This window comes from Agarivorans sp. QJM3NY_30 (genome assembly GCF_050870855.2).
In the GTDB taxonomy this organism is placed as follows: Bacteria; Pseudomonadota; Gammaproteobacteria; order Enterobacterales; family Celerinatantimonadaceae; genus Agarivorans.
In genome coordinates, this window is sequence record NZ_CP194038.2 from 2,262,026 (window position 1) to 2,283,502 (window position 21,477).

Genomic DNA, 21,477 nt, shown 5'->3' on the forward strand with positions numbered 1-21,477 from the left:
CCATTTAGTTCAAGGATATACATGAATCCCTTTGTTAAAAACACATTTGCGGGCATTGCCTTTGCAAGTTTGTCACTGATGCATACCACAGCCTCTGCTGCGGAGCCTACCATTGAAACTATTCTGTCCAACGGCGAGTTAAAGGTCTGCTTTGAAGCAGGCTATATTCCCTTCGAGATGAAGAGTAAAGATGGCCGTTATATCGGTTTTGATATTGATATTGCCAAGCTCATGGCGCGTGCTATGAAAGTAAATTTTGTCCCCGTAAATACCGCATGGGATGGTATTATTCCAGCGCTGCAAACGGGCAAGTGTGACATCATTATTGGCGGCATTGCCATCACTCCTGAACGTAATCTCAAGGTGATGTTTTCCAATACCTACATTGAAATTGGTCAAACAGTCTTGTTATCACCAAAGTTGAAAGATAGCGTGAAAAGTTATCGTGATTTAAATGATCCGAAATACACAGTGGTTTCACAAGTCGGCACTACCGGTGCGATTGCGGCGAAGAAGTACCTACCAAAAGCCAATATTGATTTGTTTGAAACTTCGGCGGATGCCGTGTTGCAGGTGAGTAATGGCAAAGCGGATGCGTTTGTATACGACTTACCTTACAACGCTCTATACGCTTCGCAACACCAAGATAAGGTTTATCATTTAGATAGTTCCTTCACCTATGAACCCTTGGGTTGGGCAATTCGTAAACATGACTACCATTTTCTGAATTTCTTAAATAATTATCTTGTTCAAATTAAAAAAGATGGTTCTTACCAGCGGATTTATGACAAGTGGTTTAAGTCGGACGCTTGGCTTAGCAGCATTCAGTAGCCTTCGTTAGGGGGAATGCTTCTTGATAAAAAAGAGCCAGTTTTCGCTGGCTTTTTTTAGGTAACGACTCTCGAGCTTGGTGTCGCGGTATTGATTGGTACCGCAACTCAAGGCTACTAGCTTGTATCTGCGAGTTTGATTCTCGCGGTCACTCTCGTTCGCACAAGCATTATCTCTGGTACCTCATAGGCAATGGTCAGAGTCTTGCTATTGGCGACTCAGTTCATAAAGACGTTGTGCTTGTCGTGTCGCTTCGCTACTCACCTGCCTAAATTCGTCGGCATCACTAACATTTTGATTTGAGATTTCGCGGATCCGTTCTGCAAGCATCTCTACGTTATCAGTGACCTTCGATTGCTCGTTGGTGGCCACGGCAATGTTGTTGGCGCGCTCTTTAATATCATTAAAGGCGCTGACAATTTGCTCGTATTGGCTACGGGTGGTGGTAGAGCGTTGATTCACCGTTTCAGAGTACCCGCGACATTCTTCTATCACCGTAACGCCTTGTTGTGAGGCTTGTTGCAGTTGATTGATCATGGTTTCTATTTCGCCTGCTGATTGCTGGGTTTTTTGGGCGAGAGTTCGTACTTCATCGGCAACCACGGCAAAACCACGTCCAGAATCACCAGCGCGAGCCGCCTCAATCGCGGCATTCAGTGCTAGCAAATTGGTTTGCTCAGAAATACTCATGATGACATCCAATACCTTACTGACCGACTGCGAGTCTTGTGAAAGTTTCTCTATAACAGTGACCGATTCCGCCAATTTATCAAATAGTAAGGAAATGGATTCTGAGTTTTGCTCGATTACGGTAAAGCCTTGATTCACTCGGTCGGAAGAGTCGGTGGTGATCTCCGCCACTGACGCTACATCCTGTGATACCGATGAGGCCGTTGCAGACATCTCATTAATCGCGGTAGCAAGAGTATTATTTTCATCCATTAGTTGTTGCGCTCGCTGTTGGCTTGCCTCGCTCAGGCCATCCATTGAGCTTGCATTATTCTTTACGTTTTCGGCTTCTTGCTTCACACGTTTGAGGATGCCGAGTAAATGATCGCCGTAGTCATTAATCGCTTGCGCTAACTCACTCATCTCATTTTTGCCGTTGATCTTGAGTTTTGTATCGAGCTGACCTTGTATTAATGAGCGAACTTGGTTGGTGGTTAAATTAATGTTGGTAATTAAGCGCTTAGCTGACACCAGTAAGGCAACAATAAACACAAGGATCAAGCCTGCAAAGGCAAGATAGAGGGTGGTGGTTAATGAGCGCATATCTTTTAGTGCCACTTGAGCGGGTAAGATTACCGCCGCAGTCCAGCCTTGATCGGGTAGGGTAAAGCGCACTAGCATCGATGCGTCATTACGAACCACGCCTTGTTTAAACTCAACCATATCCTTATTGTTCGCTTGCAGAGCCGCCGCTAAAGGGGCTAGAGAAGCGTCTTGCTGGCTTAAATCATTTAAGCTGAGCATCGTAATATTTTGCTTACGTAATAAGGGCAGTGAAACAATTTGCCCAGTTTGATCGACAATTAGACTGTAGGTTCCGGTTTCATTGTTTTCAGTGATTAAGCTTTGTTCAATATTAGCTAATTCCACATCGATGGTAGCCACCCCCCAAAATTGGCCATCACGTTGAATCTTGACCGAACAGGTGACCATTGACTCATTGGATACTGGATCAACATACACTTCAGACCAAACACATTGCCCTTGTGTGGCTTGTTTGGCATTGGTGTACCATGATTCCTGCTGGTATGGACTGCTATTTGGCTTATTATAGTCATCTAGGAGGGAGAGCTGGTTTGGCCCTGTTTTGGCCCAAAATAACGAAGCCTTTTGGCTATCTGGGTTAAATTTATTGGGTTCAGGCCAAATGCCACCGCCCACAACGCCTTCACCGCTCTTAATGAGTGGTTCAATGTGGGTAATAAATGTCGCTTTCTCTAGTGGAAGGCCCCCCGCTAGAGCGGCTAAGTTTCGGGTAAGAACGGCGTTTTCGCTGAGATCTTCGGCAATCGCTTTGCCGATGACCTTGGCTTGGAATGTCGCCGTGGTTACGGCTTGGTTCTTAATGACTGGTATAACGACGGTTTGCACGATAGTAAATAACAAAAGTAATGATGCAATCAGCAAAATAGCGCTACCGATATAAAACTTATGTTTAATGGACATGGCGGATACCCTTGTGAAAAATAGAATATTCTTTTATTTGGTTGAGCTTTCTGTTGGTTGAACTTATCGGGAGGTGCTGACCGCAGTTCAAATAAAAAGAGCTACCATTGGCAGCTCTTTTTTATATCAAATGATCATAACTAAATAATTACAGTTTAGCGGCTTCGTCAAATACTTTATGGGTGTAGGCACCTTCGGGCATTTTGGTGATAACCGGTGTTGAATCACTATCGAGTAAGATTTTAACGGTACGGTCAAAGGCTGCGGGTTCGAGGTAACCAATGCCTTTATCGCTATTACTTAACAATTTTGCAACCTCAGTGGCCATGCGAATTTGATGTGCTTCAGTTTGCGCGCCAGTATCATCGTAGTCTAATACAATGAGAGCCGCTTCTTTGGGATGTGCTGCTGCCCATTCCCAGCCTTCAATCGATGCTTTGAGGAATTTGGCATAGGTAGTGACTTTTTTACTGTCTTTTAGACTGTCTTCTAGAACGTACAGGCCATCCTCTAGCGTTGCAACGCCTTCATCTTCATACTTGAATAGCACTAGTTCGTCGTTGCTTAAACCGCCATCAAGCACTTGACCGTATTCGTTGTAGGTCATGGTGGAGACACAATCAGCTTGACCTTGGAAGATCGGATCAACATTAAAGCCTTGTTTCAATACTGTCACGCCATCTTTGCCGCCGGTGGTGGCGTAACCGAGTTTAGACATCCAACTTAGGAAAGGGTATTCGTTGCCGAAGAACCAAACCCCTAAGGTTTTACCTTTAAAATCTGCCGGGCTGTTAATGCCACTCGACTTAAGGCAAGTGAGCATCATGCCTGACTTACCGTAGATTTGACCAATATTGACCAGTGGCAGGCCTTTTTCTCGGGTAGCAAGTGCAGAAGGCATCCAGTCTACAATTACATCGGCACCGCCGCCTGCCAGTACTTGGGCTGGCGCAATATCGGGTCCACCAGGCTTAATGGTTAAATCGATCCCTTGGTCTTTGTAAAAACCTTTATTGAGCGCGACGTAGTAACCGGCAAATTGGGCTTGAGTGACCCATTTTAGTTGTAAGGTTAGTTTTTCAGCTGCGCTTGCGCTGAGGCTAGCGGCCATTAAAGCGACGCCAGATGCTAGTGAAATCAGAGATCGATTCATAGTTAATTCCCTTTATTGCTACAAGTGTTTGAAGTAATTGCCTAGGGGTCTGATGTCCCTAGTGTTTATTCCCACCTCGAAACGAGGGGTGCCAAAATAGCAGTGATTTTTCTAACAAGGCTAAAGCCCCGTAACTTAAAGAGCCGGCAATTGCTGCTACCACAATCGTGGCCCATACCATGTCCATGTTCATTCGGCCAACCTCGGTTGAAATTCGAAATCCCATGCCAACAATCGGGGTACCAAAAAACTCGGCCACAATAGCGCCAATTAAGGCCAACGTTGAGTTGAGTTTTAAGGCGTTAAATATAAAAGGCAGTGCTTGCGGCAGCTGACTTTTGATGAAGATTTGGGTTTTACTGGCGGCATAGGTATGCATCAAATCTCTGTGGATCGCATCTGTTGCCTGTAGGCCGGTTAGAGTATTAATAAACATGGGGAAGAAAGTCATGACCACGATCACTGCGGCCTTGGATTGCCAATCGAAGCCAAACCACATCACCATAATCGGCGCGATCCCCACAATCGGAATGGCCGACATAAAATTACCCAATGGCACCAAACCATTACGTAAAAACGCACTTTTTACCGCCCATTGCGCGACCACAAAACCCGAGGCGCAACCTAGCAAATAACCCGCGAGAACTGCTTTTAAGTAAGTCTGCTTAAAGTCTCCCCATAACATCGGCAGATTATTGATTAAGGCTGTGAAAATTTTAGAAGGGGCGGGTAATAACACTGCAGAGATAGCGTAACCAGTGACGATGCTTTGCCAAGCAAGGATCAGCATAAAAGCAAATAAGCTAGGGATCAGTGGTTTAATATAGCAAGCAAATGCCGGGCGTGAAGTACTCAAATGAGTGAGCTGACTTAACAGCGCCGCAGTGGCGTAAGTCGCTAACAATAAGAGGATAATCAAGCTTGGTGCTCGTTGGTAAAAGCCTGCTTCCACTTTCATCGTCAAAGCCAGTTGCAGTAGCAGCAAGCCAAGATATAAGGCATTAGAAAAATAGTTAAGCATTGCTCAATCCCCCGCGTCGTTTTAATAGCGCCTTTTCAGCCAAACCGACAAGCCATACTAAGAGTGAGCCAAGCAGTGCAGCCATGATTAATGCAGCCCAAATTTGCTGGGTTTGTCCATAATAGGAGCCACTGAGTAAGCGAGAACCTAAGCCACCTTGAGCCCCGGTTGGCAGCTCGGCAACAATGGCGCCAACTAAGGCTGCGGCAATCGCAACTTTTAAACTGGCAAACAGGTAGGGTTGGGCAGAGTACCAGCGTAGTTTCCAGAATACTTGCAGGGTGCTGGCACTATAGGTATACATTAATTCTTCGTGAATGGTGTCGGAGGCGCGTAAACCTTTAACCATACCGATGGTCACCGGGAAGAACGACAAATACATCGAGATCACCGCCTTGGGGACCACGCCCGTAATATTGAGTGCGCCGAGTACCACCACAATGATTGGCGCGATGGCCAAAATGGGAATGGTTTGTGAGGCGATCACCCAGGGCATTAAGCTCGCTTCTAAGGTTTTGTTATGCACAATACCGATGGCAATTAGCATGCCTAATAAGGAGCCAAAAACGAAGCCTAAAAGGGTTGAGTTAAGGGTAATGATGCTGTGAAATACCAAGGAACGCTTAGAAGTTACCGAGGTATCAAAGACCGATTTTTTAAGTTCTAAAGCCACCTGATGGGGGGCTGGTAACATCGGCCTTTTAACTTGATACGCTTGGCTAATGACCTGGCTATAGCTCCAGTCTTGTTTCTTACGTTCAAGGTTATGGATCAGTTGGTTGCCATTCATGATCAATGCGGCTAAATACCAAATGGCGAGTAGCGCGATGATTAAGCTGGCTAAAGACAGCCACTGACGGTCCTTCGTAGTGCTTTGCATAGTTTACTCTCTGCTGTGCTTAGTCAATGGCATGATCGGTGGCCAGTGCGGTACGAATTTCCGCGGCCAGTTCATGAAAAGCCGCTTCATCTCGCAGTGCTAAGGTTTTCAAACGAGGTAAGGGGCTTTCGATGACTTTCACGATCCGTCCAGGGCGCGGTGACATCACCACAATATGGGTCGACAACAGTACTGCTTCGGCAATGGAGTGCGTCACAAAGACCACGGTTTTTTGAGTCTCTTGCCAAATTCTCAATAGTTCTATGTTCATATGGTCACGGGTAATTTCATCCAAAGCGCCAAAGGGCTCGTCCATCAACAACAGGTCGGGATTGAGGCACAGCGCCCGAGCAATGGAGGCGCGCTGTTGCATACCGCCAGATAACTGCCAGGGAAATTTATTATGGAAGTCTTGTAGGCCTACCATCTTCAAATACTTATCGATTTGCTTTTGTTGATGGGTGCCAGTTTGTCCGGAGATTTCCATCGGCAGTGCGCAGTTTTGTTGAATGGTACGCCAGGGTAATAAACCTGGGGCCTGAAACACATAGCCATAAAGTCGATTTAAGCGAGCGTCTCTGGGTGAAGTTCCATCAACCTTTATTTTCCCTGCTGTGGCCTGCTCTAAATCGGCGATCACTCGTAACAAGGTGGTTTTACCGCAACCTGAGGGGCCGATAAATGAAACAAAATCCCCTTCGTTAATATTGAGCTGGATATTCGACAAGGCATTGACCGGTCCATCGTTGGTATTAAACACCAAAGACAAGTCTTCAATGGCAATCATCGAACGATGACTCGGCGCTTTATCGGCAGTGGTTTGTTCAGTGGTCTGTTGTGCTACTGCTAACATAGTCTCTCTCTCATATTTTTATTGTTTTTGGGCGGCTCATTTGAGGCGGCAGCGTTATCGTTCTATTCCAACAGGTGCATGGCTTTGGTTATATTTTTGAACCGCTTCGAAAATCGAGGGAAAGGCTGGACGTTTAATGTAACGTCCGGCACCTTCAACCACGTTTAACTGACCGTTTTTAAAGACGACATTGCCTTGGCTGATGGTGATGTGCGGAGCACCTTGTACTGTTCGGCCTTCGAAAATATTAAAATCTATTTTTTGATGATGGGTTTTGGCCGAAAGGGTATGTGTTTTTGTTGGATCCCAAATCACGATATCGGCATCAGAACCCACAGCAATACAGCCTTTCTGAGGGTAAAGATTGAATATTTTGGCACTGTTGGTGGACGTCACTGCCACAAACTCGCTCTCGCTTAAACGACCTTTATTCACTCCAGAATCCCACAGCACCATCATTCGATCTTCGACGCCAGCAGTGCCATTGGGGATTTTAGTGAAATCGTCTTTCCCATTCGCTTTTTGGTCAGCGCAGAAGCAGCAGTGATCAGTGGCGGTGGTTTGCAGGGTGCCGCCTTGTAGCGCCTTCCATAGAACTTCCTGATGTCCTTTCGGTCTGAACGGCGGGCTCATTACATGCGCAGCGGCACTGGCCCAGTCACTTTGTCGATAGACACTGTCGTCCAACTCAAGATGACCAGCTAAACATTCACCGTAAACTCGTTGGCCTTCATGGCGCGCCCGAGCGATTTCATCCACCGCTTCTTTACAAGAAACATGCACTAAATAGAGTGGCACACCGAGCGATTGCGCAATCCGAATTGCGCGGTTGGCGGCTTCGCCTTCCACCTCGGTTGGGCGCGATAGGGGATGCGCTTCGGGGCCGGTTAAGCCGGCTTTGAGTAATTTCTTTTGTAGGTGATCGACCAACTCGCCATTTTCGGCGTGTACCGTTGGCATTGCGCCTAATTCTAAACAGCGATTGAAGCTATTTACCAGTGTTTCATCTTCGGCCATGATGGCATTTTTATAGGCCATGAAATGCTTGAAACTGTTTACCCCTTCTTGGTTCACGAGTGTGCCCATATCTTGATAAACGCTGTCGTCCCACCAGGTGATGGCGACATGAAAGGAATAATCGCATACTGAGCGAGCCGCCCAGTCCTTCCAGGTTTGGTAGGCTTCCATCAGTGGTTGCTGGGGGTTGGGGATCACAAAATCGATAATCATGGTGGTACCACCGGCCAGTCCTGCGGCGGTGCCACTATAGAAATCTTCGCTGGCGACGGTTCCCATAAAAGGTAATTGCATGTGGGTATGGGGGTCAATACCGCCGGGCATTACCAGCTTACCGCTGGCATCAATCACTTCAGCGTCACTGGGAACATCTAGATCTTGGCCGATGGCTTTGATTAAACCGCCTTCACAGTAAACGTCGGCAAAGATGCTTTGGTCAGCGTTGACCACTTTGCCACCCTTAATTAGTACACTCATTGCTAACTACCTCGTTAATTGATTCAAAGGGGCATCAAGTTGTCTATTGTGATGCAAAACCCTTACCTTAATTAGGTGTTATGCAATAGATTGACCAATTGGACAGTTTGTTGGTTATTGTTAATGCTAAGCCGCATGAACACTGGTTTTATTCGGATAGCCACTGGTTTGCATAGTGAGTCGGATAGACTCGCTTACGCGCCATTGCAGGGCGTATATTCCCACTTTTAGTGCATAAAATTTGAACGAAAATACCGGGTCGTGCTACTGAAAATTAGAATCGAAAAAATAATGCATTATTTAATCCTTAATTATCAGTAGTTTAGTTTTTACCGTCTAACTTCTTGTCCGCTTGGTCAATACTTTGCATGGTTGAGTGCAACGCCGAGGGCGGATTTAACACAAAAATGAAACAGTTTGGTTGAGTGGAGGCCAGTATGAGTAGCTACAAAATTAATAGTGATCGTTTGTGGGACAGTTTGATGCAAATGGCAAAAATCGGAGCCACCGAAAAAGGCGGTTGCCGACGATTAGCATTAACTGATTTAGATAAACAAGGTCGAGAGCTTTACATTAAATGGGCTGAAGAGGCGGGTTGTAGTGTAAAAATTGATGCTATTGGTAACATTATGTGTACTCGCCCCGGTGAAGATATGAGCCTGCCGCCTGTGGGAACGGGCAGTCATTTAGATACTCAGCCTTCGGGAGGAAAATTTGATGGTGTATTTGGCGTATTATCGGGTTTAGAAGTGGTCCGTTCGCTCAATGATCGTGGCATTAAAACCAAACATCCCATTGAGATTTCGGTCTGGACCAATGAAGAAGGCTCGCGCTTCGCCCCCGCGATGATGGGCTCTGGCGTAGTCTCTGGGCGTTTTAGTTTACAAGAAATTTTAGACAGTTTGGATGTAGACGGTTTGCGTTTGGGCGATGAGTTAGAGCGGATCGGCTTTGCTGGCGAAACGCCAGTGACGGGTCGAAAATTTCATGCTTTCTTCGAAACTCATATCGAGCAGGGCCCTTATTTAGAAGCTGAAGAGAAACAGATAGGCGTGGTTACTGGTGGGCAAGGGCAACGTTGGTTTAATGCCACGATTACCGGTCGAGAGTCTCATGCTGGGACGACCCCGATGCACCTGCGAAAAGATGCGTTGCTGGCCAGTGCGCAATTGATGCAACAAGTGGAGCAAATCGCTAAAGCACATCCACCAGGGTGTGGCACGGTGGGTTTTGTGCAGGTGTTGCCAAATTCGCGCAATACCATCCCCGGTAAAATTGAAATGAGTATCGATTTACGCCACCCCATCGATGAAGAACTCAGCGCCATGGATCAAGAACTCAAAGCCGCTGTGGCTGAGCTTGAGCAACAAACTGGTGTTGAAGTTGCGCTCGATCCATTCTGGTATTACGAACCTATCCATTTTGATTCGGCCTGTGTTGATGCAGTGCGAAATGCTACGGTCAGTTTAGGTTATAGTCACATGGATATTATTGCTGGAGCAGGTCACGATGCCTGTTATGTCTCTGATTTTGCGCCAACCAGCATGATTTTCACGCCTTGCTTAAATGGTATTAGTCATAACGAGATAGAAAGCACCACTCAGGAAGAATGTGAAGCGGGTTGCTCGGTGCTGTTAAATGCCATGCTTAGTATGGCTGAACAAGTCACAGAAGCTACAACGGTTGAAGATCTTGCGCTGAGTAAATAGCTGCTTATTCTGCGGTGAAATCTAGCTTTCACCGCAACAAAGAAGGATTAGAAATTATTCTAATCCTTCTTTGTTTTTATGCCTAGTATGCGTCTCTATTCCCTGTTCATTGTTGGCTCAAACCAATTTGCTCAATTTTAATGAAGCATCGATTCGTGGTCGTTGCGAGCATTATTTCGCTAAAGTAACTTGATGCCGCAACCTTTAAGCACCAAGCGAGCAATTAATTCCATACCTTCTTCAAAATCACTATCATCCAGGGCTTCTTTGTTTAACATCAGGCTACTTTGAATGGCGTAGTCGGCATAGGCTTGGGTTGAGGCCCAAATCATGAACATTAAATGTTCTGGATTAATCGGTTCCATCCACTGCTTGGCGATCCAATCTCGAAATACCTGGCAGGTTTTATCAAATTGCTGTTTTAACTCGGTGGCTAACTGTTCTCGCAGGTAGGGGGCTCCGTGTAAGATCTCGGCAGCGAAAATCCGTGAAGCGTTGGGGTGTTGTTTGGATTGCTGCATCTTCTGCAAAATGTAATGGCGTAGCGCCACACTGGGATGTTGCTCGGGCGTCATTTGATCCATGTGGCTCATCCATATGACGAGTTGCTGGCTGAGTACCCCCTTATATAAAGCCTCTTTAGTTTTGAAATAATAAAGGACATTGGCTTTGGGTAATTCAGCTTTTGCCGCAATGGCTGCAATGGTGGTTCCCGAGTAACCGTTTTCGGCAAATAACTGCTCGGCAACTAATAGAATTTGCGCGAGATTGTCTTTACGAATATCTGCTAGCTTACGGCGTTTGGTATTCGTGGTGGTGGTTTTGCTCATGGGCTGATTGCTCTCTGCACTAATATGAAGCTATTTGCCTTGATACTGGGCATGCTTAGTTCTACCCACTGACTGACAGCATAACTCTAATCAAGACTTATTGTTAACTATCTGTTTTTTTCATTCAATGACTATTTATTTTTAGCCTTATTAAACAGATGGTTATATTACTAGCCCCGAACCAAAAATCACATCTCCTGACCGTTTGGTCAGAACATGGTATAGGCTTTGCTTTGTTTTTGTACAAGCAGAGAGTTTTATCTCGGCATTATAAAAAAAATAGGGAGATCCCATGGTGATGAGTATGGAAAAGCCTGAGGGCTATTCACAACAGCAGCTAGCCCTTGATCAGATGTTCAAGGATATCAATCCAGCCTTAAGTGCCCGCCAAGCTGGCATCGAAAGTTCGCGTTGTTACTATTGTTACGACGCGCCTTGTATTACAGCCTGTCCTTCAAAAATTAATATTCCGAGTTTTATTGCCAGTATTCATACTGACGATTTAACTGGAGCGGCTAAAACCATCTATCAGGAAAACATCATGGGTGGCAGTTGCGCCCGGGTGTGTCCAACCGAAATTTTGTGTGAACAAGCCTGTGTGCGCAATAAAGAGCAGGAACAGTCACCGGTTAAAATTGGTTTATTACAACGGCATGCCACCGATAATGCGGTGTTTGAGGGACATCCTTTCGAGCGAGCCGCGCCGACCGGTAAAACTATCGCGGTAGTGGGCGCAGGCCCCGCTGGCTTAAGTTGTGCACACCGCTTGGCGATGCTGGGCAATGAGGTGGAGATCTTCGAAGCGGCAGCAAAAGCGGGTGGCTTGAATGAATACGGCATTGCCAAGTACAAACTTACCGACAATTTTGCTCAGAAAGAAGTTGATTTCATCTTAGGGATCGGTGGCATCACCCTGCATACCGATACCGCCTTAGGCCAAGATGTCAGCTTGAGCGAGTTGAAGCAGCGCTTTGATGCGGTGTTTTTAGCCATTGGCTTACAGGACGTTCAGTCCTTGATGTTGCTCAACGAAAGCCATCCGCAAGTACTCAATGCCGTGGATTACATTAAAGAGCTACGCCAGGCTAAAGATCTCGAGGACTTGGCGGTCCCGCTGGACAGCGCGGTGGTGATTGGTGCCGGTAATACCGCCATCGACATGGCCTGCCAACTCAAACGTTTGGGTACAGAAGAGGTGACGCTGGTTTATCGTCGCGGCGAAGCGCAAATGAGCGCCACCGAGCACGAACAGCAAATTGCCAAAAACCATCAGGTCAGAATAAAAACCTGGGCCAAACCAGAGCAAATTAATCTGGACCAAGATGGGGTATTACGCAGTATGACCTTCCGTAAAACCTATAGTGAAGATGGCCAGCTTAAAGATACTGAGCAAACCTTTGATGTTGCTTGTTCGGCAATATTTAAAGCGGTCGGCCAGAAGTTTGCTTACCCCAACGCCGAGCAGCTGATCCCCACCGTAAGCAATGGAAAAATTGCCACCTTTGGTAAGCAAATCACCAGTATTGACGGCGTGTTTGCCGGTGGGGACTGTACCAGTGAAGGACAAGACCTCACCGTAGAAGCGGTGCAACAGGGCAAGTTGGCAGCTATCGCCATTCATCAACAACTTAACTCAGTGGAGGCTTAATACCATGGCCGATTTATCAATTGAATTTGCAGGGATCAAATCTCCCAATCCATTTTGGTTGGCCTCTGCGCCACCGACGGATAAAGCCTATAACGTCGAACGCGCTTTTGAAGCGGGCTGGGGTGGAGTGGTTTGGAAAACCTTGGGCGAAGATCCAGCGGCGGTGAATGTGTCCTCTCGCTATTCAGCAATCTATGATCATAATGGTGAAGTTTCGGGCTTTAACAATATCGAATTGATCACCGATCGTAGTTTGGAAATCAACCTGCGTGAAATCGAGGCGGTGAAAAAAAGCTGGCCCGACCGAGCCTTAGTGGTTTCCTTAATGGTGCCTTGTGAGGAAGAATCATGGAAAACCATCGTGAAACAAGTGGAACAAACCGGCGCTGATGGCCTCGAACTTAACTTTGGCTGCCCGCACGGGATGCCAGAGCGCGGGATGGGGGCGGCGGTAGGCCAGGTTCCAGAATATGTGGAGATGGTGACTCGTTGGTGTAAAACCTATAGCAAGTTGCCAGTGATCGTGAAACTCACCCCGAACATCACTGATATTCGTTTCTCGGCGCGCGCTGCCAAAAATGGCGGTGCTGACGCGGTTTCATTAATCAATACCATTAACTCAATTACTGGGATCGATTTGGATCAGATGGCTGCGCGGCCCTTGGTGGATGGCAAGAGTACCCACGGTGGTTATTGTGGCCCAGCGGTGAAACCGATTGCCCTAAACATGGTCAGTGAAATCGCGCGTGATCCGCAAACTGCAGGCCTACCTATTTCAGGGATCGGTGGCATTGGTAACTGGCGCGATGCGGCGGAGTTTATCTCCTTGGGCTCAGGTTGCGTGCAGGTGTGTACCGCTGCGATGATCTACGGATTCAGAATTGTCAGCGAAATGCAGCAAGGCCTGTCGAATTGGATGGACAGTAAAGGCTACGAGAAAATCTCCGATTTCCAGGGGCTCGCAGTACCCAATACCACCGATTGGAAATACCTCAATATGAACTATAAGGTGGTGGCCGATATTGATGAAGATAAATGTATCGGCTGTGGCCGTTGTTACATCGCCTGCGAAGATACCTCGCATCAGGCAATTAGCAAGACCGCTCGTCCCGATGGCAGCGTCGCTTTCGAAGTGATCGAAGATAAGTGTGTTGGCTGTAATCTGTGCCAGATCACCTGTCCGGTGGATAGCTGTATCAAGATGGAGCAAAAAGAGGCCGATAAACCCTATATGAACTGGACTCAGGATCCGCGCAACCCTTACCGGGACGTTTCTTAGGCTCTTTATCTTAGGTGCTTGCTCTGCTGCATTGGCGGAGCAAGCGTTGCATCAACAAGATCACCGTTTTCATTCTATTTATTTGTTTTTAAAGCTAGAACAAATAAGTCCCAAACTACTGGGTCCACTTTATTTCATGCTTCAACCCAAATTATATGTAATCACAAAAGTTAATTATGACTCTGTTGTGTATTTTTGACTTTTTGTTGGCTCTGCGCTGCAATGGCGATCTGTTCTAGCAAGGATAAGCGATTAAATGAATTTGGAACGAGTAGTACTTGGGGTGGCGTTGGCCGGTCTATTAATTTCATGTAGTCAGCGACAGTCGGCTCCGACAGCATCTCAGCAGACTGTTGTTTGCTGTCAGGTAAACGTTCCATATAATCGTTCTATGACTTACGGGGGCTTAAGCGACGATATCAGCGCGTTGATGAAGGCCGCTAATACTGCTAGTGTTTTCTCCGTAAAGCAGCTGCTAGAAGTTGAGAAAGTTGATGTTAATCAACTAGATAATAATGGTCAAAATGCTTTGCACCATGTTTCATCCTATTCCATTGCAGCGGGCGAGCCTTACCTGAAAAAAATAGCGGTGTTGTTGATTGAAAATGGTATCAATATTGATCAACAAAATCGGCTAGGGGTCAGCCCCTTAATGGCTGCGATTCGACAGCATAACTCAAAGATTGCGATAGAGCTGATAAAGCGTGGGGCAAATGTCAATCTGGCCGATGAAAAGGCGATAAGCCCCTTGATGTTAGCTGCTTATTATGGACAAATCGCAGTGGTTGATGCGCTGCTTGGTGCCGGGGCTAATATCAACGCCCAAGATCAGCAAGGCAGAAATACACTGCATTACTTGGCGACTAGGTATTTGCCTCGTCAATATGCCGATTCAGAAAAAATTGTCCGGATTTTGAAAACAGCGGGTATAGATAGCGCTGGCACTGCAAGTGATGGTCGCTCAGCCTATCAATGGGCGATTGAAAATCAACTCAATAAATTGGCCTTTGTCATCCGAACGTCACCTGCTCAGGGCAGTCGTGAGGAGCAAATAAAGCGAGCGATTGAGCATTTAGAGCTGCCATTTATCGCGAGCTTAACGGAGACAAATGATGGTCAGCAGCGTTTAAGTTCTGCGTTAGCGGGGTGGCTACCGTTACAGGTACAGATGAATCGCTACGACGGTGAACAATTAGATACTAAACAAGCAAAAATGTTGCAATTAATTGGTCCTTATATGGATATTAATCTGCGGAATTCCCGTGGGCAGACCGCTTTGCATATTGCTTCCACCAATTTGCAAATTGAAAGCATGCGCAGCTTGCTAAAATTTAATCCAGATCTGTCGCTGATTGATCATCGTGGACTTACTGCGCTTGATGTCGCAGCCTTGAGCGGAGAAGAGCGTGTTTTTAATGTGTTTTTTCAGCCGACTCAATTGTCGTTGTCATTCACTTTGTTTAAAGCGGATATCCTCAGTCGCGTCGCAGGGTTAGAGGGTCGAGGAGACTACGGTCCTTCGCAGATCACTGATACGCTTTTGCGTTTAGGGATGGATCCAAACGCCATTAACCAAAAGGGACAAACTGCCTTATGTCTCGCGGTTAAGTTTAATAAACCTAGGACTGCGCGGATCTTATTGGACCATGCTGCAGATGTCGATTTTGCTGATAATCAAGGATTGACACCGGTGATGTACGCGGTGAAATTTGGGCGACTCTCCATGCTTAGGCAGTTGCTTCGCCATGATCCCGATTTGACCTTTCGCAATAATCAGGGCTTAAGCGCCATCGAGATGACTAAACAAGTGAGTAGTGTGGGCGGTCAAGGCGTTCAGGAGATTATGTTTTCTTTGTTAGAGCGTTAATCATATGCGCCGAATCTCACGGCTGCAACAGGGTGTTCGCGCTTGATTCACAGCAAGTCGCCAGATAAGCACAAGTCCGTTTTATGTAGGTTTTTACTTACCGTGCAACTTTATTGTGTGGTATGTATTTGCTTCATCAGCTATCACGATTTTTGAGTGCCAAGCTGGTTCGTTGTTTGATGGGTAAGCTTTGCCATTCTTTGATGGCGGTAAAGTTGTTCAAGACTTTACCGCTAGTCGATTAAACTTATATTTTACTGTTGTTCAAAACGAGGGTAATCAGTTAGACCATGATGGTTACCTCCGAATAGGGTGTTGGGATCATGACTCGCCCAGGCTTGATGGTGTTTAATTCGAGAGGGTAAATCGGGATTCGCAATAAATGGGCGGCCAAAAGCTATCATATCGGCGAGGCCGTCTTCTATGGCTTGGCTGGCGCTTGCTGCCGTGTATTTTCCGGCGTAGATAATGGTCCCTGCGTAGGTTTTGCGTAGTGCCTGTTTAAAATGAAGCGGCATTGGCGGCGCATCGTCCCAATCGGCTTCGGCAATGTGCATATAGACTACTTGATGTTGATTGAGCAACTCGGCCACCGCAGTGTAGGTTTGCTCGGGGTAGGCGTCTACGGTGCCATTTAAGGTGGTGAGCGGAGCTAGTCGCACGGCGACTTTGTCTGCACCAATAGCACCCACTAAGGCTGTAAGTACTTCATCAAGAAAACGTAAACGATTGCTAAGGCTACCGCCATAGGCATCGGTTCGCTGATTAGATTCAGAGTCGATAAATTGATTGATTAAGTACCCATTGGCGGCGTGTAACTCTACCCCATCAAAACCAGCTTGTTGTGCATTGAGGGCCGCTTGGCGAAACTGCTCAATCACTAGATTAATTTCTTTTTGGCTCATTTGTTTGGGCGTGACCACATCTATAAACCCCGGTTGCTGACTACCGTTATCCACAAATACTTTCACGTTTTCGGCTTTAAGTGGCGAAGCGGACCAAGGCTGAGCACCGTTAATATTATCCGGGTGAGTGACTCGTCCTACATGCCATAGTTGCGCAAATATCACACCTGCCTGCTGGTGAACCGCATCGGTCACTAAACGCCAGCCGTCAATTTGTGCTTGAGAATAGATCCCGGGAGTCCAAGCGTAACCTTTAGCCCGTTCTGATATTTGAGTCCCTTCACCAATGATGAGTCCTGCTTCACAGCGCTGCATATAGTACTCGGCCATCATTTGATTGGCGGTGTCTCCAGGCTGAGTAGCACGCGAGCGTGTCATCGGCGGCATGACGATGCGGTTTTTTAATCTAAGTTTACCAAGTTGAATGGCTTGAAAGAGTGTGGCTGTCATGTGTGAGATCCTCGAAAAATTAGAGCATCAGTGTAGCAGTTGAGTGCGCTTGCAATCAGTCCGTAGATGACAAATTATTTTTGTGAATTTCACAATAATTAGTTTTAAGTGAAGCTTTATTTTATAGGCTGAGTCGTGGTTGGATAAAGTCGATAAAAGAAGAGATCCGCCGTGCTAATGAGGAAGACTTGTAATACACCGCGTGTATTTGTTCACGGCCCGTATCGTAAACGGCTTCTGAGCCAAATAAGCGGATCATCGTTCCATGAGCGATATCTTGTTTAACCATAAAACCGGACAAACAGGCAATGCCGTTACCGCTTAATACCAATTGGCGAACGGTTTCGCCGTTACTAGCAATCAGTGAGGGAGCCTCTAAACTAAAACCCTTAAGTGGCCATAAATTGAGGTTTTTGCTGGTGAAACCTAATAAATCATGCTGTTGTAAGTCGGTAATATGCAGCGGCACACCACGGCGTGCCAGATAGTCGGGAGAGGCGACCACGTAAAGAGGGCTTTTACCTAAAGGGCGAGCGTGCAGAGTTGAATCACTTAGGCGACCGATACGGATCGCAACATCAACTCGTTTCTCGAGTAAATCAACATAGCCTTCGTTGGAACTCAGTTCTAAGTCAATGTTGGGATAGGCTTGCTTAAAGTTATGTATTAACGGCACCAGTTGATGCAACACAAATGGACTGGCGGCATCGATGCGTAGCTTGCCTTTGGGAAATGCATCGTTTGCTAACAGCTCTTCTTCTGCATGTTGTAGTTGGAGTAGGCCGAGTCGAACGGCTTCGATAAATCGACGCCCCTCATCGGTCTGGTAGATCCGCCGAGTGGTTCGATTGAGCAGTGTCACACCGATCTGTTGTTCAATCTTCGAGACTGCCCGCGAGACTCGCGCGACTTGAATATTGAGCTGCTCGGCAGCAGCAGAAAAGCCACCGCAATCAACGACAGCAATTAATATTTCAAGATCGTCTGAACGGTTTCTCAAATTTAACATATGGGCTCCAGAGCGAGAATGGTTTGATGATGCTATTGGTTGTTACATTCACAATATTTCTTGTGTAACTTATCTTATTTTGACAAATATTATTAACTATTTTATCCCAGTATCTGGCCTTTGTTGGGGTCGGTTCATCAGCGATATCAGTTTCCGGTGAAATATAAGTTCGCTTGCTAAGGTCTTGTTTGGAACTTACTTAGAACGATTCATTTTTTTGGCATATGGGATCTGTACCTTGAATAAATACATTCCGCTTATTCTGGCGATTTACGTCGCTTTTGTATTCTTACAATCGCTGTTTTTTAAATTTGCAGGTTGGTTTGGCCATCCCGCTGACATTACAGTTTATATTTTTCAAACCGTGGGAACTTGGCTGAGCAGCGGTTTAGGGCTGGAGTCGGTTGGCTCGCTGTTTGCTCAGTATGGTGAAACGCTAATTGGTTTGGTGGAATTGGTTGCCAGCATTCTCATTTTACGTAAAGCGACTCGGTTTTATGGGGCTGCGCTTGCGTTCGTGGTGATGTCTGGGGCGATATTTTTCCATCTTTTCACGCCTTTGGGCTTATTTCCGTTTACTGATCTGAGCTGTTTAAGCGACGGTTGTCCACGTGAATATCCGCTGTTTTTTATGGCCGTGGGTGTTTGGTTGAGTAGTGTTTATTTACTTTACGCAAAAGTGAAGAGAGATCGACTCGGCGCTGATAAACGATAAGGACTCGCCGAGCGAGCCCTTTGTTGTTTTTTAGATTTACCGAGTATAGCCGTTAAATTTCTTCTCGTGACCAATACTCGACATTGGCCCATGTCCAGGTAAGAACTGGTAATCATCATCTAGGCTATAGAGTTGAGTTTTAATGGCATTGATCAGCGTGGGGTGATCGCCCTGAGGAAAATCGGTTCGGCCAATCGAACCATTAAATAAAACATCACCTACGATAGCGAGTTTGGCAGCGTGATCGATAAACACCACATGGCCAGGAGTGTGGCCGGGACAATGTCTGACCTCAAGTTCTATTTCTCCTAGAGCGATGATGTCGCCATGCTCTAACCATTGATCTGGGCTGAAACTTGCAACTTCTGGAAAACCAAACATTTGGCACTGCATTGCCATTTTACTAAGCCAAAAATCGTCGTCTTGATGAGGCCCTACAATGGGAACTTGATAGCGCTGTTTGATTAAGCTGCTGGCTCCTACGTGGTCAAGATGACCGTGGGTTAACAATATTTTAGTCACTTTCACACCCGCTTTGTCGACGGCGGCTTGAATGAGCTGCGGGTCGCCTCCGGGATCGACAATTGCCGCTTCTAAGGTTTGCTCACACCAAATGAGGCTACAGTTTTGTTGAAAAGGGGTCACAGGGATAATTTGATAGGCCATTTTACTCATACTCTGAATTGTCTCCCACTTAGTGTACGGATGCGGCTGAATATTTCTACAGTTGTGTGCAACTAAAACGCGACTTGTGGGTGCTTATGTTTATAATACTAATATCTCACCCAATCGAAGGAGATTCCCTTGATAATCAAAGATATTATGCAGACTAGAGTAGTCAGTGTTGATATGGATCAGCGGCTATTCGATATTAAAGACATTTTTGACAACGTGAGCTTTCATCACTTGGTGGTACTCGATGACGATGATCAAGTGGTTGGCGTGTTAACTGAAGCGGATGTGCTGGCGGCTTTAAGTCCTTTTCTTGGTAAGGCTGCGGAGAATCAGCGAGATATTAAAACTTTAACCCAACGGGTTCACCAATTGATGACGCGCGATCCACAGTGCTGCTTCGCCATCACCAGTGTGACGGATGCGGGGCATTTAATGATTGAACAAGGTTTGAGTTGCTTGCCAGTGATTGATGAACATCAGCATCTGCAGGGTATTGTGACCTGGAAGGACATCTTAGCCTTTTTGTTGGTTAGTAATAATAATTCATGAGTTCTTCATTGAGTATTAAGACCCCAATCATGTTTATGGCTTGCACTGGTGATGCGGGTAAATCTTTTGTGTGCGCCCTGATTTGCCCTTACTTGAGTACTCAAGGGCTTGATGTGGTTCCTTTTAAGGTACAAAACATGAGTCACAATGCGGCCGTCACCGACCAAGGAGGTGAAATTGGTCGTGCTTAGTACCTGCAGGCTTTAGCCGCTCGGCAACGGCCTTGTATTGATATGAATCCGGTATGATTGAAACCGCATAGCGAACTCGGCGCACCGCTAGTGATTCATGGTGAGGTGAGCCATCAGCTCCATGCCATCGACTGGCATCAGCGTAAAGCCGTTCTTTGGCCTGCGGTTTTGGCAGGTGTTCAGCGTTTACCACTGCAACATCAATGTCTCGTGATTGAAGGTGCGGGCAGTCCTGCGAAAGTTAATCTACCTAAAAGCGCTATCGTTAACATGGAACTCGCCCTAGCGTTGCAGGCTTCGGTTTATTTGATTGTGGATATCGACTGAGCTGGTGCTTACGCTCATTTGCTTGGGACATGGATGTGTCTTAGCCAAGTAGAGCAAGCTCGTGTTAAAGGTTTTGTCTTGAACAAGTTTCGCGGTGAACAGATGCTATTCGCGGATGCTAATCAGTGGGTTTTGCAACAAACAGGAATTCCTATCGTAGCGGTGCTCCCTTGGACAGCCCACCAACTGTCGGAAGAAGATAATTTTTTTCATCGAAATCAATGGCAGCCGGGCACCACCAACATTGCCTTAATGGTTTATCCCTTTGCCAGCAATCTGGATGAATTTGACCGATTAATTTATCAAGCGGGTGTTAATCTGGTGCCACTACGCGATGCTCAAGATTCAAGTTATTACGATGCGATTATTTTACCCGGTTCGAAAAATGTTGCAGCTAGCCGAATGCATTTGGCGCAGAGTGGTTTAGATCAGGCGATTATTCACGCGGTGAAACAAGGGGTGAGAGTGACTGGGATTTGTGGTGGCTTGCAAATACTAGGCGAGCAAACTCTAGATCCTTTGGGGGGTGAAGGGCAAGGTTTTGAGGGTTTGGCTTTACTACCAATCATCACCGAATATGCCGATGCTAAGGTGACCACGCAACGCGACGTTGAGTGGCAAGAGCAGCACTTAGCTTGTTACGAAATTCATCACGCTGCAAGCCCTTGCGTTGAAGCGCTAAAGCCTTTTGTTGAACAAGTTACCGGCTGGCAATTAGGTGTGGTGCAGGGGAGTTATCTACATGATTTATTTATCAATCGTAGTTTTCGTCAACACTGGCTCGAAAGTTTAGCTTGGCAGGGAGAATGTGAAGACTGGCAGCAGGTGATTGGTCGGGAGTTGGATCCTTTATGTGAGCACTTGGATTTACCCCTAAGTCAAATAAGCCAGCATGCTGGCTTATCCTGAGTTTAAG

Annotated in this window: 20 protein-coding genes; 10 read left to right on the forward strand and 10 right to left on the reverse strand. The window is 46.4% G+C overall.

Annotated elements, in window-relative coordinates; all coding sequences use genetic code 11:
- The first annotated feature begins 21 nt into the window (after positions 1-21).
- Positions 22-831 (forward strand): transporter substrate-binding domain-containing protein, encoded by an 810-nt coding sequence (locus ACRRSX_RS10390; RefSeq protein WP_432453282.1) that lies wholly within the window; start codon positions 22-24, stop codon positions 829-831.
- Between the two features lie 207 nt (positions 832-1,038).
- Here ACRRSX_RS10390 and ACRRSX_RS10395 read toward each other — a convergent pair whose 3' ends face one another.
- The 6 genes from ACRRSX_RS10395 to hydA all read right to left on the reverse strand — a co-directional run bounded on the left by ACRRSX_RS10395 (position 1,039) and on the right by hydA (position 8,407).
- Positions 1,039-3,006 carry a methyl-accepting chemotaxis protein gene (locus tag ACRRSX_RS10395; RefSeq protein WP_432453281.1) on the reverse strand — a complete coding sequence of 656 codons (1,968 nt, stop codon included), beginning with the start codon at positions 3,004-3,006 and terminating at the stop codon, positions 1,039-1,041.
- A gap of 148 nt (positions 3,007-3,154) precedes the next feature.
- Positions 3,155-4,159, reverse strand: a complete 1,005-nt coding sequence (locus tag ACRRSX_RS10400; protein WP_432453280.1) for an ABC transporter substrate-binding protein — start codon at positions 4,157-4,159, stop codon at positions 3,155-3,157.
- Between the two features lie 58 nt (positions 4,160-4,217).
- Entirely contained in the window at positions 4,218-5,180 is a 963-nt protein-coding gene (locus tag ACRRSX_RS10405) for an ABC transporter permease (protein WP_432453279.1), read from the reverse strand.
- Positions 5,173-6,060: an ABC transporter permease gene (locus ACRRSX_RS10410; RefSeq protein ID WP_432453278.1), complete on the reverse strand. Its 888-nt coding sequence runs from the start codon at positions 6,058-6,060 to the stop codon at positions 5,173-5,175. The genes ACRRSX_RS10405 and ACRRSX_RS10410 overlap by 8 nt, the downstream gene beginning before the upstream one ends.
- Positions 6,061-6,079: 19 nt before the next feature.
- Positions 6,080-6,913 (reverse strand): ABC transporter ATP-binding protein, encoded by an 834-nt coding sequence (locus tag ACRRSX_RS10415; protein WP_432453277.1) that lies wholly within the window; start codon positions 6,911-6,913, stop codon positions 6,080-6,082.
- A 54-nt stretch (positions 6,914-6,967) separates the two neighbouring features.
- On the reverse strand, positions 6,968-8,407 hold the full coding sequence (gene hydA, locus ACRRSX_RS10420) for a dihydropyrimidinase (protein WP_432453276.1): 1,440 nt from the start codon (positions 8,405-8,407) through the stop codon (positions 6,968-6,970).
- 437 nt (positions 8,408-8,844) lie between these two features.
- Here hydA and ACRRSX_RS10425 point away from each other — a divergent pair, with 437 nt between their 5' ends.
- On the forward strand, positions 8,845-10,116 hold the full coding sequence (locus tag ACRRSX_RS10425) for a Zn-dependent hydrolase (protein WP_432453275.1): 1,272 nt from the start codon (positions 8,845-8,847) through the stop codon (positions 10,114-10,116).
- Between the two features lie 179 nt (positions 10,117-10,295).
- Here ACRRSX_RS10425 and ACRRSX_RS10430 read toward each other — a convergent pair whose 3' ends face one another.
- A complete protein-coding gene (locus ACRRSX_RS10430; protein WP_432453274.1) occupies positions 10,296-10,946 on the reverse strand; it encodes a TetR family transcriptional regulator C-terminal domain-containing protein in 651 nt (216 codons plus the stop codon).
- Between the two features lie 304 nt (positions 10,947-11,250).
- On the opposite strand from ACRRSX_RS10430, the gene ACRRSX_RS10435 reads away from it, so the two are divergent.
- From ACRRSX_RS10435 to ACRRSX_RS10445, 3 genes are all read left to right on the forward strand, one after another.
- A complete protein-coding gene (locus tag ACRRSX_RS10435) occupies positions 11,251-12,594 on the forward strand; it encodes an NAD(P)-dependent oxidoreductase (protein WP_432453273.1) in 1,344 nt (447 codons plus the stop codon).
- A gap of 4 nt (positions 12,595-12,598) precedes the next feature.
- A complete protein-coding gene (preA, locus tag ACRRSX_RS10440) occupies positions 12,599-13,873 on the forward strand; it encodes an NAD-dependent dihydropyrimidine dehydrogenase subunit PreA (protein ID WP_432453272.1) in 1,275 nt (424 codons plus the stop codon).
- Positions 13,874-14,129: 256 nt separating this feature from the next.
- A complete protein-coding gene (locus ACRRSX_RS10445; protein ID WP_432453271.1) occupies positions 14,130-15,740 on the forward strand; it encodes an ankyrin repeat domain-containing protein in 1,611 nt (536 codons plus the stop codon).
- Between the two features lie 254 nt (positions 15,741-15,994).
- Here ACRRSX_RS10445 and ACRRSX_RS10450 read toward each other — a convergent pair whose 3' ends face one another.
- Both ACRRSX_RS10450 and ACRRSX_RS10455 read right to left on the reverse strand, forming a co-directional pair.
- Positions 15,995-17,095, reverse strand: a complete 1,101-nt coding sequence (locus tag ACRRSX_RS10450) for an alkene reductase (RefSeq protein WP_432453270.1) — start codon at positions 17,093-17,095, stop codon at positions 15,995-15,997.
- Positions 17,096-17,216: 121 nt separating this feature from the next.
- Positions 17,217-18,095 carry a LysR substrate-binding domain-containing protein gene (locus tag ACRRSX_RS10455; protein ID WP_432456184.1) on the reverse strand — a complete coding sequence of 293 codons (879 nt, stop codon included), beginning with the start codon at positions 18,093-18,095 and terminating at the stop codon, positions 17,217-17,219.
- A 247-nt stretch (positions 18,096-18,342) separates the two neighbouring features.
- On the opposite strand from ACRRSX_RS10455, the gene ACRRSX_RS10460 reads away from it, so the two are divergent.
- Complete coding sequence (locus ACRRSX_RS10460) at positions 18,343-18,819, forward strand: hypothetical protein (RefSeq protein ID WP_432453269.1); 477 nt, start codon at positions 18,343-18,345, stop codon at positions 18,817-18,819.
- A 36-nt stretch (positions 18,820-18,855) separates the two neighbouring features.
- Here ACRRSX_RS10460 and ACRRSX_RS10465 read toward each other — a convergent pair whose 3' ends face one another.
- A complete protein-coding gene (locus ACRRSX_RS10465; RefSeq protein WP_432456183.1) occupies positions 18,856-19,485 on the reverse strand; it encodes an MBL fold metallo-hydrolase in 630 nt (209 codons plus the stop codon).
- A gap of 138 nt (positions 19,486-19,623) precedes the next feature.
- Between ACRRSX_RS10465 and ACRRSX_RS10470 the strand changes: the two genes are divergently transcribed.
- The 4 genes from ACRRSX_RS10470 (at position 19,624) to ACRRSX_RS10485 (ending at position 21,470) form a co-directional block, all read left to right on the forward strand.
- Positions 19,624-20,043, forward strand: coding sequence for a CBS domain-containing protein (locus ACRRSX_RS10470; protein WP_432453268.1), 420 nt, complete (start codon positions 19,624-19,626; stop codon positions 20,041-20,043).
- Positions 20,040-20,234 carry a nucleotide-binding protein gene (locus tag ACRRSX_RS10475; RefSeq protein ID WP_432453267.1) on the forward strand — a complete coding sequence of 65 codons (195 nt, stop codon included), beginning with the start codon at positions 20,040-20,042 and terminating at the stop codon, positions 20,232-20,234. The genes ACRRSX_RS10470 and ACRRSX_RS10475 overlap by 4 nt, the downstream gene beginning before the upstream one ends.
- 57 nt (positions 20,235-20,291) lie before the next feature.
- Positions 20,292-20,561, forward strand: coding sequence for a hypothetical protein (locus ACRRSX_RS10480; RefSeq protein ID WP_432453266.1), 270 nt, complete (start codon positions 20,292-20,294; stop codon positions 20,559-20,561).
- 78 nt (positions 20,562-20,639) lie between these two features.
- Positions 20,640-21,470, forward strand: coding sequence for a hypothetical protein (locus tag ACRRSX_RS10485; protein ID WP_432453265.1), 831 nt, complete (start codon positions 20,640-20,642; stop codon positions 21,468-21,470).
- The last annotated feature ends 7 nt before the right edge of the window (positions 21,471-21,477 follow it).